The following is a 13,357-nucleotide window of genomic DNA, read 5'->3' as shown; positions in this document are numbered from 1 at the left end:
GAGGCCGAATGGTGGGAAGCGCGGCCAACTTCAGCAGGGCTCGTCGTTGCATCGAAGAAGTCACCCTACCCGTTGGCTTGCGCATTTCAGATACTTCATGGTATCGTAATTCACGAATTAGGATACTGTCAAGTACTGGAATTTCCGTGACCGAAAACAGCCAGGGCCGGCGCGGCCGGCCCGCCAACGAGGCGCTTGGCCAAACGATCGTCGACGCCGCACGCGAACTCTTCGTGGAGTTGGGTTTTCAAGCGACGACCTTGGACAAGGTCGCCCAGCGAGCGAAGATATCCAAGCTCAGCATCTACAGGCACTTCGAGAACAAGGAGGCGCTGTTCAGCGCGGCCATCGCGACCGGCTGCCAACAGTTGTTTGCACCACAGACCCTTCTTGAAGGCGGATCGGTCGAAGATCAGCTGATCGCGGTGGGATCATTACTGCTTCGCACGCTGTTGAGATCAGACGTCCGCAGTGTCGAAGCCATGGTCATGGCCGACAGAACGAATCAAAATTCGTTAGGCAAGCTCCATTTCGAAGCCGGCCCCGCTCATGTCATCGCCCAAATCGAGGCCCTGTTGCGTCAGTTGCACGCGAGGGCGGTTCTGAAGGTGCCTGATCCTCTGCAGTCCGCCCGTTTGTTTGCCGCGCTTTTCAAAGGATCCGATCTCCTGATGATCGCACGCTTCGATCCGGCGAGAGCAGAGGACGACAACGAAATCGAATCCTATTGCCGGTCGGCCGTCGCCATGTTCATCGCCGCGCACGGTGGCAACGACCACGCAGGCGGATCTTTGCCCGCTCGAAGGTCAAAAGACAAAATCTGAATCGCGCGAGCGGTGATACACGCCTGACACCTACTTGGCAGGCATCAGGCAGACGCGCTTTGGCGACGTCATCGGCATAGAGCCGTTTCCAGCCGAGATTTACGGTGAGGTGCAGTCCAAGACCGAGTACCCCGGCCCCTCAGCCGGGATACCATATCGTTCTGGGGTCCGCGGGGTCGCGCCTGTAGTCCCATGCGGCATCGACGAGGCGCGCGAGATCGTAGGTGGGGCGCCAGTCGAGCGCGTATTTCGCGGCGCTGTTGTCCATCCAGTTGGACTGGTAGCTGCTCGGAATCCTGACCGAGTTCAGCCCGCGCCGTTTCAGCAGATAGCCGGCCAGCGCGCCATAGTCGACCGGCTCGTCCATGCTGATGTTGAAGGTCCTGCCGCGAACGCGGGGATTGTCGAGCGCGAGGATGATGGCGGCGACGAGATCGTCGAGATGGACGAAGTTGCGCTTCAGCGGCGCGCCCTCGGCGTCGAGCAGCAGCGGCACCGTGCCGTCGGAGGCATATTGCCGGGCGAGATCCGGAGCCACCAGGTCCTTCCAGACCGGGCCGCCGAACACGTCATCGCCGAACGACAGGCTGAACTTGAAGTCGTCCTTCTCCATGATCCACGGCGCGCGCAGGCAGCAGGCGTTGATCCCATACTGGATGCAATACTGCTCGACCATCACCTCCTCGAGGACCTTGGACAGGGCGTAGCAGCCGGGATAGGCCATGTGGCGGGTCTTCTCCGTCAATGGACCATCATGCTTGTAGAAGAAGTGCCCCACGGCGGCATCGCCGCCGAGCAGGATGAACTGCTGTGCCGTCGGGCTGATCCGATACTCCTCCAAAAGCCAGAACAGGCCCTTGACGGCAACGTCCATGACCGCCTCGGGCGTCTCCTTGCAGGTCGCGAGGTGAATGACGTGCGTCACCCCCGTCAGGGCCGAGCTCACGCAGTCGCGGTCCGAGATCGATCCCCTGACAATTTCGATGCCGCTGAGCTGGCGGTTGTGGCAGAGCGCGCGCAGCGCGGCCGCGCCCAATGTCTCGTGCTGCCCGAGAGCCTCGATCAGCCTGGTCCCGACCTTGCCGGTGGCGCCTGTGATCAGGATCTTCATGGGTCTCCCCTTCGCTGCTGCGGTAGACTGGGTTTCGCTGGTCGCGCAATCCAACAAAGCCGCAAGCCGCAGGCAAGGGGGATCCGCGAGACTCGGCCCATTTCAGTGCCGCGGGAACGCGCCGGACGCATCAATCGCAAAGCCCGACCGCGCTTGCACCTGGCTTTCGCCCGGCTCGGGGCGACTGACGTCGGACGCCCGCGCCGTCGTGGGCTCAGGCGGCGCTCCGCACGGTCTTTCCCGGCCGCGCGACTCTCGCCGTCTTGCGGGACCGGGCCGGACCACGAAAGCATCATCAGCGGCAGGCGTTCGTATATCCCGCTGTGCATCCAGCCAATGCGTGTCAGTTAGGCGCACTCACCGCGACATCAGCTCTTGGATCATCAGGGGCTCCCTCTGGGTGATCACTTGCTGAAGAGACGCTCTGACCTGCTCGACCACTTCAGCCCAATCGCGTTTCCCGCTCTGCCGGAAAAGGCGCATGGTCGGATACCAGACGCTGTCTTCACGCTCGAGCAGCCAGCGATAATCCGGAGTGAATGACAGAAGCATCCAGGTGGGACGACCAAGGGCACCGGCGAGATGGGCGACACTGGTGTCGACCGTGATGACGAGATCGAGGCACGAGATCAGCGCGGCCGTGTCGGCAAAATCGGTGAGCTGGCTCGTCAAGTCCAAGACATGGCCCACCTGTTGAAGTGTCGCCTGATCGACGGCCTTGGGCTCCTTCTGCAGACTTATGAAGGTTGCTTCTTCGGCGAGCAGGCTGGAGAACATGCGCAACGGGATCGAGCGATTGTGGTCGTCCGGATGATTTGGGTTGCCTGACCAGACCAGGCCGACACGCATTTTGTCATGCGCGCCGAGCAGATCCTCCCAACAGCGGATCCGGTCCGGATCAGGCGCCGGCAGATAGGAAACGGGTGCAGGAATGGTCTCCACCGTCGTTCGAAACACGAACGGGAGGCTCATGATCGGGCAATGGAAATCAACGGCTGCCAAGCCGGCGGCCTCGGACACCGGAATACATTGCGAAATCCCAGGCGTACGCGACAGCAGCGTCATCAACGACTCTTGGACGGCGAGAATGACGCGGGCACCCAGCGCCGCAACCCACGGCACATAGCGCACGAACTGTAGCGTATCGCCCAGCCCCTCGTCGGCTGTGATGACGATGGTCTTTCCCGCGACATCCTCCTGGCCATCCCACATGGGCTGCTGGAACCGGGGATAGAAGTGCGGCACCCTCCAACGAGCTTCCCGCCCCCGCCAGCCCGCATCGAAATCCCCTGACAACAGCTTCAAATGAGCTATCCCGAGCTCGGCCAAGGCGTCGCTTGGGTCGAACTCCTTCAGCCGCCCATAGATCTCGAAGGCTTCGTCGAACCGATGAAGCTTGGTCAGGACTGCAGCGCTGTTGTGGAGCGCGTCTCTGGAGCCTGGCTGCAGAGCCAGAGCTCGCTCGAACAATTTCAGCGCCTCTTCGTCCCTGCACATCGTGCGCAAGACGATCCCCGTCTTGACGCAGATGTCGGAATTGCCGGGCTCGATCTCGTTCGCTCGCCGACAGATCAAAAGAGCCTCGTCAAGGCGCTTCAGGGCCGTGAGAAGCGCGCCGCGCATCAGCAGGGTGGGCACATGGTTGGGCCGCAGAGCATCGCTCAGGTCGAGACAGGCGAGAGCTTCGTCGATCCGCCCCAGCCGCTGAAGGACGATCCCGCACTGATTTGCAGCATCCCAGTTCTGCGGATTCAGTTCCAGAACGCGTTGAAAGCTCGACACGGCTTCCGTCAGCTGCTGCAGATTGACCAGGGCATTGCCCCTTAGCATCCACAGATCGGGGCTTTCAAGACCGAGCGTGCTTGCCTTATCGACGACCTTGATCACCTCATCGGAGCGTCCCAGGACCTGCAGCACCGTCGCGAGGGTCAAGAAGTATTGCGGCTGAACGTCCTGCCGGAGCGCGCGGGATACCCACTGCAGCGCCGCATCGTATTGCCCTGCCTGCAGCGCGAGGATGCTCAGCAGGTTGAGCGTCGGCGCATGCCCTCCGTCGATCGCAAGCGCCAACTGGCAACACGCCTCGGCGTCTGCGTGGCGCCCATTGGCGATATCACGCAAAGCGGACTCAAACAGGAGCGCAGCATCATCGGATCGAACGGGCTTGGGCTTGGTCGTCGTCTGCGAAGCGTGACGCTCTCGGCGGCTCATTGCTACATGTTGCTCCAGCTCCGCTCCTCGACTAAGTGATTCTCCCTGTGGTTGATAGTCGACGTTCCATTTCAAATTGCAGCTACACACGTGATAGTTGCAGCCCCCTCTTCGTCCTCAGGATGTGCCAGAAGCGCGATGGCGCCTTAGCTCCAAGCGTGGCGGCAGCCTGCTCGATCGCGGGGTCGATTCCGGTCAGATACGACAGCACGAGCGGGAAGGTGAACGGCGCGAATGGCCTGAACGCTCCGGCGCGCGACGCTACTTCGCAGGCGTCACGCGGACGTGCGCGACCGCGACGTCATCGGCATAAAGCCGTTTCCAGCCCGGCATCTGGTCGAGGAGCTGTGCTGCGGGCCGGTCCGGGGCGAGCAGCGTGGCGTCGACCTGATATTTGTCGAGCAGCGCGGCGGTCTGATCGGGGCTGCGGCCCTCGGCGGCCTTGAGATAGCTCATCATGAAATCCTGGCCGTAGAGCTCGGCCCGGCTGTCGATGAAGACAGGGACATCGTTGGCGATCAGGTAGCCGCCGAACTGATAGTCATTGAAGATGCGCGCGGAGTTGTGCTGGCGCAACGCCTCGAGCGCGGCCACCGGGGCCTGCGTCCGGACGAATGCGAAACTGTGGTGCGCCGCGTAGAGCAGCGAGAACGCCAGCGCGCCGGCAATGATCGCGAAGGCCGCCGACGCCGCGACGAGTGGCGAGGCGCCGTTGGTCTCGGGATCCGCCATCGACGCATGAGAGCGGTCGCGCATCGGCGCGGCCAGCGCCAGCGGCACCAGGAACGCGAAGATCTCGAGGCAGCGCACATGCGACAGCGCCATGTGCGTCAGCAGCAACAGCAGCGCGATGCGCGGCAGCGACAGCACGACGCCGCGAAGCAAGGCCACCGCGATCAGGCCGAGCAGCGCGGCCTCGAAGGGGCCGAAGCTGGTGAAGTCGGCCGGCCGCCATTCCGAGACCAGCGACAGCACCGGCCCGAGCGCCAGGATCTTCAGCGCCGCCATCAGCGTGTTGTGCAGATAGGGCGTGCAGCAGCTGGCGAGCAGCGCCGCGCCGGCAAACAGCGCCCAGCGCTTCGCGACAGCGACGCGGTCGCTGGCCGCGCTCTGCCAGACGGCCTCGAGCGCGAGCGGGGCGATGAGGGCAAGGCCGAGCACGAAGCCGCCATGCAGATTGGCCCAGGCGACCATCAGCGGCAGCAGCATCCAGGACGGCGCCGCGCGCTGGTCGACCGCCCTGATCAGTCCGCCGACCCATGCGACCATGATGGGCAGAGCCAGAACATGCGGCCGCGCGAGCAGATGCGGAGCGGACACCACGAGCGCCAGCAGCGCCAGCAGCACGCGGTGGACCGGCTTGAAGCAGGGCTCGATCAGATCGAGAAAGATCACCAGCGCGGCCGCGACTGCCAGCGCGGCCAGCGCGGCGACGCCGGCCCAGCCGGCCTGCGCGTAGGCCGCGGCATACAGCACCTGCGCGAGCCAGGAGCTCGACATCCACGGGTTGCCGGAGCGCGTGAACGAATAGACGTCGACATAGGGCATCGCGGCGCGGTCGATGATCCACTGCCCGACGCTGATGTGCCAATACGTATCGGCATCCTGCAGCAGCAGGTCGCCGACGACGAACAGGAACAGATAGGCTCCCGCGCCGACGCAAAGATGCAGCAGGCCAGGCGTCATGCGGGCGGCGGTCACGCGATCGGCAACGACGAGCGACATCTGGATGGTCTCGATCCAACGACGGGAGTGAGCGAGCCGGCCTGGGTCTCGAGGACGGTTGAATCGCGGGTAGTCCAGTAAGTGGCGCAGGCGGCTAAAATCGTCTTAAGGGACCGGACGGATGCCTCACCGGGCAGGATGTGATGAACAACCGGTTAATGGCTGGACGAGAGGAGCTGCGCCTCGATCGTCGCTTGGTGCAATTCGGTTCTGGCGATCCGGCGGCGCCGGATCGCATCGCGTGAGCGGCTCGCTCGCTGACGCAGCAGCTCGCGCCGGCTGGCGATCAACCGCCCGCCGCAGCTTCGTGCTGCGCAGCCATCTCGGCATCGGCGGCCATGACGCGCTGGAATGCGTCGCGCGAGGTGATGCGCTCGGCATAGCGCGTGAACACGTCCTTGCGCGGCACGATGCCGAACATCATGGTCCAGTTCAGCGCGATGCCCCACAGAACGTCGGCGGCCGTCATGCGTTCGCCGAACAGATAAGGACCCTTGGCGAGTTGCTGCTCCAGCGCTGAAAGCATCGTGTCGTAATCGGCGTAAGGCGACTGCGTGACCGGGGCCGGCTCACGCTTCATGAAATGATCGATCACCGCAGGCTCGAACGAGGCGCCGTAATAGGCGATCCAGCGCAGATAAGGCCCGCGCATGGGATCATCGAGCGCCGGCGTCAGGCCGGCCTGCGGAAAGAGATCGGCGAGATAGATGAAGATCGCGACCTGCTCGGTGACGATCTGGCCGCGATGGCCGATCGTCGGCACCTTGCCGAGCGGGTTGATGGCGAGAAACGCCGGTTGGCGCTGCTCGCCCGCCTTCATGTTCAGGACGTGAAGCTCATAGGGCGCACCGAGCTCTTCGAGCAGGACGCGGGCGCCGGCGGCGCGGGTCTGGGGCGAATAATACAGCGTGATCTTGTCGTCGGCGGCCATGATGATCTCCTCCCGGGACGGTTCTCGGATGCCGGTATTGTTGCACGGCATACCTGACAATCCATGTCAGGTATGTTTTGATGATGGCCCATGCGCGCCAGCCGTCTGCTTTCCATCCTCACCACCCTGCAGGCCAAGGGTCAGGTGACCGCTCCCGAGCTCGCGGACGCCTGCGAGGTCTCGGTGCGCACGATCTATCGTGACATCGACGCACTCGCGGCCGCCGGCATCCCGGTCTATGCCGAGCGCGGCGCCGAGGGCGGTTACCGCCTGCTCGACGGCTATCGCGTCCGGCTCAACGGGCTATCGCCGGCCGAGACCGATGCGCTGTTCATGGCCGGCCTGCCCGGCCCGGCCGCAGCGCTCGGCCTCGACGATGCGATGAGCGCGGCGCAGACCAAGCTGGTGGCGGCGCTGCCGCAGAGCCTGCGCGCCAATGCCGGCCGGATGCAGGCGCGGTTCCATCTCGATGCGCCCGGCTGGTTCGGCGAGGCCGAGGAGCCGGAACATCTACGCGCCATCGCCGATGCGCTGCTCACTGACCGCATGATCGACATCCGCTATCAGACCTGGCGCGCGGAGAAGCGCCGCCGCGTCGCGCCGCTCGGCCTCGTGCTCAAGGGCGGCAGCTGGTATCTCGCCGGAGGCGTCGAGCGCAGCGTGCGCACCTACCGCGTCGCGCGCGTCCTCGATTGCGCGGTCACCGATGAGAATTTTGCGCGGCCGGCCGATTTCGACCTCGCCGCCTATTGGCGCGCCGCGACCGAGCGGCTGGAAGCGGAGATGCATCCGAACGCGGCGACCGTGCGCCTGTCCCCGCTCGGCGTGAAACTGCTGGAGGTATGGAGCCAGCCCTACGTGCGCGCCCGCACGCGCCTCGCCGACGAGACAGATGCCGAAGGCTGGCGTATCGCCACCATCCCGACGGGGACGACGCTATGGCACGCCGCCGGCGAACTGCTGCGCTTCGGCCCCGAAGCCGAAGTGCTCGCCCCGCCCGAGCTGCGCGCGAAGATGGCGGAGCTGGCGGCGGCGATGACTGTACACTATCGTGGAGCCTAGGGGACGCCGCGTAGGTGCCGCTGCGGCACCGGCGAACTACATCGCCTGAAACTTTACGTCGTCAAATACCTTCACGTCGGCACTGAGAAAGGGAGACAGCTCGGAACGCAGGCCCTGCTCACTGATCCCATCACGGCCGCTGACGACAACCACTGTGGGCTGGGCAAACATCGGCCGCAGGTCGATCGGGCCGACTGAAGCGCTCTTCATGCGGTGCAAGAAGTCTTCTCTTGCGGATGAGCTTGGGAACTTAAGAATCACCGCCCGTCTCCACTGACCGTCTTGCGACAGCTTAACGCCATCTTGGCAAATAAGCAAAACGCCTCTGAAATCAAGAGGATAAAGACAAAGCGGCAGCTCTCTCGACGGCGTCCCGACAATCGAGCAACCCATGCCCGACACACGTTTTACCCTCTGGGAGTAAACAGCAAGTGTCCCGGATCACATCAGCGACTTCAGTAGGGGATAGCGTTGGATACACGGAAAGTACTAAGGCGGCAGCCCCCGCAACCTGCGGGCAGGCGCCCGACGTCCCCCACCAACGCATCCGCCGATAGCTCGTTCCCCAGGCGACTTCCCCATAAGTCGGCGCCACACAGTCCGGCTTGACCGTCCGATTTGCCCACTCGCCGGGGCCACGGCTTGAGTTAACATGCGGGCTCATTGGATCGCAATTCGTGAAGTCGCGATTGACCGTGCCGACGCTGAAGACGTCGTCATGAGAATTCGGGCCCCAAATGCTATTCGGTCCGCACGAATAGGGGTCATGCTTGCAGACATCAGTGTGATTATTTCCTGCCGCGAAGCAAACGAAGACTCCGCTGGAGATCAGCGCGAGAATCCCGGTCATGTACGGATGATCAATCGGCAGGACGTTCGCAGACGTGCAGTCTTCGAGACCATAGGAGTTCGACACGACCAGCGGTCCCTTCAAGCGCCCCTCGGCACGTGCCCGCGATAGCTCATCATAGACAAGAGCGACATCGGACGCGAAAAGCGTGCTTCGCGCGGCGAGAACTGTAGCGCCGGGCGCAACACCGTCATAGCGCCCACCATCAGCGCGAGAGCCCGCCGCAATTGCCGCGCACATCGAGCCGTGCCCCTCCGGATCACACCAATGTCGACCTGCGTAGTGGCTGTCCAAATCGAGAGATGAACGTCGTAACCGTGAAATTTCGCGAAGCCGGTCGGCAATCCCCGTATCCACGATTGCGATTGTGACACCTTCCCCTCGCGTCCGCCTCCAGGCTTCAGGAGCACGCACCTGCTCTGCGACATCCTGCATAGAATAGCCATCGGCCAGATCGAGTTGCGGGGCAAACGGCCAAGATCCCGCGCCGCTCCGCTCCTCACCACCGTCGTCATCGTCATCATCACCAGCGAAAGACTTAAACTGAACGTCCTCGAATATCTCAGCGCCCGACCGTGCAAGTTGCGCGCGCATCTCGTCCGTCGCGCGCACCTGAAGAACATCTGGCTGTGCGAAAAGAAAACGGGCGTCGGCTCCATCCTGCCGGAGCAGTGCAGACCTTTGCAGGGCATCCACTTTCTGCTCCTCCGACCCGAATCGCGCAAAAAGCCTGCTCACACGCCTTCCCCATGCAATTAAAAATTGCATAGTCAGATCAAACAGCTTCACTGTCAACCGAGGCTTCCGTGCTGTGCTCCCGGGAGGGACGGCTCAGTACATGCATCTCTCGTGGCAAGATCTTTTCAGGGCCGCTACATCGTTACCGGCTTGTCCGGCAGTTCGTTGCACTGAACAGCCTGCGGCGGATAATGCTTCGCGAGCTCGCGCGACACCGCGGCGATGCCCTGCATCGCGCCCTGCGCGAAGCGGCCGGCCTGGAACTCGGCCTCCATCGCGCGGCAGATCGTCTCCCATCCCGCCGCGCCGACGCGGTCGTGGATGCCGCGGTCGGCGATGATCTCGACGTCGCGGTCGGCCAATAGCAGGTAGATCAGGACGCCGTTGTTATCAGCGGTGTCCCAGATCCGCAATTGCGAGAACACGTCGAGCGCGCGCTCGCGCGGCGACTGGTTGCGCCACAGCGGCCGGCCGTCGAGCGCGCCTTCGACCACGAAACGCAGCTGGCCGGCATGGGTGCGCTCGCCGGCCGTGATGGCCTGCTCGATCCGCGCGAGCACGTCCGGCGTGAAGATCCGCTTCAGCTGCCAGTGATGGTGCAGGAGATGCCGGCCGATCCGCCTGATGCTCATCGTCGCGCGCCTCCTCACCAGCTGCCCGAGGCGCCGCCGCCACCGAAACTCCCGCCGCCGCCTGAGAAGCTGCCGCTATCGCTCGAGCTGCCGCTGCTCCAGCCTGAAGAGGACGATCCACCAGACCAGCCGCCGCGGCGGCCGCTGCCCGGGCCTGACGTCGACGCAATGCTGTCGGCGATGAAGGCGATGATGAAGCCGGCGACGGCTGACAGCGCAGCCAACCCTGCCGATCCCACCATCAGCCAAGCGATGGCGCCCATCGCGCCGCCGGTGGCCAGCGATCCCAGCAGGCGGCCGAGCAGCGCACGCAGGATGCCGCCGATCACGATTGCGCCGAATAGCGCCACCGGGGCGAACGAGGTGATGGAATCGAAATCGAGGTCGTTGCCATGCGAGGCCTGCGGCTGCGGCACCGGCAAGGTCTCGCCATTGATGACGCCGATGATCCTGTCGACGCCGGCATCGATGCCGCCGGCGAAATCGCCGGTGCGGAATTTCGGCGTGATGACTTCGTCGATGATCCGCCGCGCGGTGACGTCGGTGAGACTGCCCTCGAGGCCGTAGCCGACCTCGATGCGCAGCTTGCGGTCGGTCTTGGCAATCACCAGCAGCGCGCCGTCATCGATCTTCTTGCGGCCGATCTTCCAGGCTTCCGCAACGCGGATCGAGAACTGCTCGATGGTCTCGGGCTGCGTGGTCGGCACGATCAGCACCGCAACCTGGCTGCCCTTGCGCGTTTCCAGGTCCTTCAGCTTCTGCGTCAGGCTTGCGATATCAGACGACGACAGCGTGCCGGTCTGGTCGACGACGCGGCCCGTGAGCTGCGGCACCGCGACATCGGCCAGCACCATCGTGGCGAGGCAGACGAGCAGCGTCGCAAGCAGCGCCTTGACGGCCGAGCGCGCGCGCACGATCGCGTGCTCCGGCTACTTGGCGGGCGCAGGCGACGGCGCGTTGAAGTCGACCTTGGGCGCGACCGAGATCTCGCGCTCGTTCTCGACGGTGAAGTTGGCCTTCTCCTTGTAGCCGAACGCCATCGCGGTCAGGTTGTTCGGGAAGGTGCGGATGCCGACGTTATACTCCTGCACCGACTTGATGTAGCGGTTGCGCGCCACGGTGATGCGGTTCTCGGTGCCTTCGAGCTGGGACATCAGGTCGCGGAACAGCTGATCCGATTTCAGCTGCGGATAGTTCTCAGTCACGACCAGCAGCCGCGACAGCGCGCCGGTCAGCTCGCTCTGCGCCGCCTGGAACTTCTGCAGCGCCGCCGGATCGTTCACCACGTCCGGCGAGGCCTGGACGCTGCCGACCTTGGCGCGGGCGTTGGTGACGCCGAGCAGCACGTCCTTCTCCTGCTGCGCGAAGCCCTTCACGCTGTTGACGAGGTTGGGCACCAGATCGGCGCGGCGCTGATACTGGTTGACCACCTCGGACCAGGCCGCCTTGACCTGCTCGTCATTGGTCTGGATGGCGTTGTAGCCGCAATTGGTGAGGCTCAGCGTCATCAGCGCGGCGAGCACGGTCAGGATTCGGCGCATCGCAATCTCCCATTGGTCGGCTCGCATGGATCAGCTCGCACCGCGGCGAGCCCGATCCGCTTCGGTCGGCGGTCCCAGCTTGGATATCGTTCGCGGTTCGCCCTGACAAGGTCACCGCCGCCGAACCGCGGCGACCAGTCTCGTCAGCGCGCCAGCGCCAACGCCGGCTATCAGCCGGCCTCGCCTACAACCATTCGCGGACTTTCTCCACTGCGGAGGCATCTGCGTGGCCGCGAATGGTCGTCCGGGCTGGACAGGCATGGAACAATTTGATCCAGATATAAATACCATCGCGATACGACCGGGCAGGCCGCGCAGCAAAAGGGGGGCCGAAGTGATGGACATGCTGTTCGACGGCGGCTCCGCAACGGAGGCCTGAGGTGTTCCGCAGACTTGGCTTTGCCGGCCGGCTGACCGCGATCGTGCTGTTCGCATTGATCGCGCTGTGGGCCTCCGGAGTCGGCTGGCTTGCCGCAGAGGACAACGCCGAGCAGATGCTGTCGTTGCCGGAGCATGTCGGCAGCATCATCAATCTGGTCGAAACCATCGAGCCGTCGCAGCAGACGGTCGTCCTGCGCGCGCTCAGCAGCCCGCGCGTGAGCCTCGCGGTGGTCCAGGCCCGCCCGGACCCGGAGCCCAACAGCTGGCGCCGGCCGTTCGTAGAGCGCATCCTCTCGAACTATTTCGACGCCACCCATCCGCGCGAGGTGATCGCGTTCACCGATCCGATGCCCTCCTGGCGCGACTGGCATCCGGGCGACTACCGCCGCATTGTCCGGCACAGGACGCATCTGGCGGTGTCTCTGACCGGTGGCGACTACCTGCTGCTCGATGTCCAGGGGGCCATCCGCGGCCGGTTGTTCGGCGTCCCGCCGGGGATCCTGGTGGGCCTGCTCGGGGCTCTGATCGGCATCGGCGCGGTGATCGTCATCGAGCGCGAGGCGCGCCCGTTGCGCGCCCTCAGCAAGGCCCTCGCCGGCTTCGCCGGCGACACGACGCTGCCGCTGCCGCCGCCGAGCGGCGCCCCGGAAATCCGTCAGCTGATCATCGCGGCCGACAAGATGCAGACGCGCATCTCGGAGCTGATCCGCGGGCGGACATTGCTGCTTGGTTCCATCTCGCATGACCTGAAGGGCTACATCATGCGGATCCGAATCCGGGCCGAGCAGCTTCCCGATCCGACCCAGCGCGCCCGCCTGGCGCACGATCTCGAGGACATGACGACCCTGCTGGACGGCGCGCTCGCGGTGTCGCGCGGCCAGTTCAAGATTTCAGAACGCAAGCTGGTCGACCTCCGAACGGTTCTCGCGAGCGTCGCCAACGACGGCGAGCCAGGCGGCCAAAGGGTGCGGACCGAGTTGAAGTCCACGCCCATCGTCATCCGCGCCGATCCAGTGGCGCTACGCCGGCTGTTCACGAATCTGGTCGGCAATGCGCTGAAATACGCGCCGCATTGCGTGATCCGAATCTGGCGCGAGGCCGGGGCGGTCGTTGCGATCGACGATGATGGTCCCGGCATTCCGATCGAGGCGCGGCACGCCGTGTTCGATCCGTTCTTCCGGATCGAAGACTCGCGCAGCGCCGGCATCAGCGGCACCGGCCTCGGACTTGCGATCGTCAAGCAGATTGCCGACGCTCATGGCGCCGAAATCCGGCTGGACACGGCGCCGGAAGGCGGACTGCGGGTCGCAATCTGCTTCCCGCCGTCCTCGGCCGCGGCGGCGTGAGTTTC

The 13,357-nt window shown here is 64.5% G+C and carries 12 protein-coding genes and 1 pseudogene; 3 read left to right on the top strand and 10 right to left on the bottom strand.

The window, feature by feature from the left end:
* Positions 1-146 precede the first annotated feature (146 nt).
* Positions 147-824: a TetR/AcrR family transcriptional regulator gene (locus tag ACQR07_RS25455; protein ID WP_434904862.1), complete on the top strand. Its 678-nt coding sequence runs from the start codon at positions 147-149 to the stop codon at positions 822-824.
* 139 nt (positions 825-963) lie between these two features.
* Here the strand turns inward: ACQR07_RS25455 and ACQR07_RS25450 are convergent, their stop codons facing one another.
* The 5 genes and pseudogenes from ACQR07_RS25450 to ACQR07_RS25430 all read right to left on the bottom strand — a co-directional run bounded on the left by ACQR07_RS25450 (position 964) and on the right by ACQR07_RS25430 (position 6,802).
* Entirely contained in the window at positions 964-1,935 is a 972-nt protein-coding gene (locus ACQR07_RS25450; RefSeq protein WP_434904861.1) for an NAD-dependent epimerase/dehydratase family protein, read from the bottom strand.
* A 357-nt stretch (positions 1,936-2,292) separates the two neighbouring features.
* Positions 2,293-4,146, bottom strand: a complete 1,854-nt coding sequence (locus tag ACQR07_RS25445) for a tetratricopeptide repeat protein (RefSeq protein ID WP_434904860.1) — start codon at positions 4,144-4,146, stop codon at positions 2,293-2,295.
* A gap of 118 nt (positions 4,147-4,264) precedes the next feature.
* Positions 4,265-4,375: pseudogene (locus ACQR07_RS25440) on the bottom strand (ABC transporter permease); the annotation flags it as partial.
* Positions 4,376-4,407: 32 nt separating this feature from the next.
* Complete coding sequence (locus tag ACQR07_RS25435) at positions 4,408-5,871, bottom strand: hypothetical protein (protein WP_434904859.1); 1,464 nt, start codon at positions 5,869-5,871, stop codon at positions 4,408-4,410.
* Between the two features lie 286 nt (positions 5,872-6,157).
* A complete protein-coding gene (locus ACQR07_RS25430) occupies positions 6,158-6,802 on the bottom strand; it encodes a glutathione S-transferase family protein (protein ID WP_434904858.1) in 645 nt (214 codons plus the stop codon).
* 90 nt (positions 6,803-6,892) lie between these two features.
* Here ACQR07_RS25430 and ACQR07_RS25425 point away from each other — a divergent pair, with 90 nt between their 5' ends.
* Positions 6,893-7,864, top strand: a complete 972-nt coding sequence (locus tag ACQR07_RS25425; protein WP_434904857.1) for a helix-turn-helix transcriptional regulator — start codon at positions 6,893-6,895, stop codon at positions 7,862-7,864.
* 36 nt (positions 7,865-7,900) lie between these two features.
* Here ACQR07_RS25425 and ACQR07_RS25420 read toward each other — a convergent pair whose 3' ends face one another.
* The 5 genes from ACQR07_RS25420 to ACQR07_RS25400 form a co-directional block, all read right to left on the bottom strand.
* Positions 7,901-8,125, bottom strand: coding sequence for a hypothetical protein (locus ACQR07_RS25420; RefSeq protein ID WP_434904856.1), 225 nt, complete (start codon positions 8,123-8,125; stop codon positions 7,901-7,903).
* A 70-nt stretch (positions 8,126-8,195) separates the two neighbouring features.
* A complete protein-coding gene (locus ACQR07_RS25415) occupies positions 8,196-9,503 on the bottom strand; it encodes a S8 family peptidase (protein ID WP_434904988.1) in 1,308 nt (435 codons plus the stop codon).
* An 83-nt stretch (positions 9,504-9,586) separates the two neighbouring features.
* On the bottom strand, positions 9,587-10,084 hold the full coding sequence (locus ACQR07_RS25410; protein WP_434904855.1) for a TPM domain-containing protein: 498 nt from the start codon (positions 10,082-10,084) through the stop codon (positions 9,587-9,589).
* Between the two features lie 14 nt (positions 10,085-10,098).
* Positions 10,099-10,998, bottom strand: a complete 900-nt coding sequence (locus ACQR07_RS25405; RefSeq protein WP_434904854.1) for a TPM domain-containing protein — start codon at positions 10,996-10,998, stop codon at positions 10,099-10,101.
* 15 nt (positions 10,999-11,013) lie between these two features.
* The gene (locus ACQR07_RS25400) at positions 11,014-11,625 is read right to left on the bottom strand and encodes a LemA family protein (RefSeq protein WP_434904853.1); all 612 of its coding nucleotides are present in this window, start codon (positions 11,623-11,625) and stop codon (positions 11,014-11,016) included.
* Positions 11,626-12,005: 380 nt separating this feature from the next.
* Here ACQR07_RS25400 and ACQR07_RS25395 point away from each other — a divergent pair, with 380 nt between their 5' ends.
* Positions 12,006-13,352 (top strand): ATP-binding protein, encoded by a 1,347-nt coding sequence (locus ACQR07_RS25395; protein ID WP_434904852.1) that lies wholly within the window; start codon positions 12,006-12,008, stop codon positions 13,350-13,352.
* The last annotated feature ends 5 nt before the right edge of the window (positions 13,353-13,357 follow it).

Source organism: Bradyrhizobium sp. HKCCYLS20291, from assembly GCF_051167715.1.
Taxonomy (GTDB): domain Bacteria; phylum Pseudomonadota; class Alphaproteobacteria; order Rhizobiales; family Xanthobacteraceae; genus Bradyrhizobium.
The sequence above is the reverse complement of the archived record's forward strand: the minus strand, read 5'-3'. Positions and strand labels throughout refer to the sequence as shown.

Coding starts and splice junctions, on each gene's coding strand:
- ACQR07_RS25450 (WP_434904861.1), bottom strand. CDS start 1,935: ATGAAGATCCTGATCACAGGCGCCACCGGCAAGGTCGGGACCAGGCTG.
- ACQR07_RS25445 (WP_434904860.1), bottom strand. CDS start 4,146: ATGAGCCGCCGAGAGCGTCACGCTTCGCAGACGACGACCAAGCCCAAG.
- ACQR07_RS25435 (WP_434904859.1), bottom strand. CDS start 5,871: ATGTCGCTCGTCGTTGCCGATCGCGTGACCGCCGCCCGCATGACGCCT.
- ACQR07_RS25430 (WP_434904858.1), bottom strand. CDS start 6,802: ATGGCCGCCGACGACAAGATCACGCTGTATTATTCGCCCCAGACCCGC.
- ACQR07_RS25425 (WP_434904857.1), top strand. CDS start 6,893: ATGCGCGCCAGCCGTCTGCTTTCCATCCTCACCACCCTGCAGGCCAAG.
- ACQR07_RS25410 (WP_434904855.1), bottom strand. CDS start 10,084: ATGAGCATCAGGCGGATCGGCCGGCATCTCCTGCACCATCACTGGCAG.
- ACQR07_RS25400 (WP_434904853.1), bottom strand. CDS start 11,625: ATGCGCCGAATCCTGACCGTGCTCGCCGCGCTGATGACGCTGAGCCTC.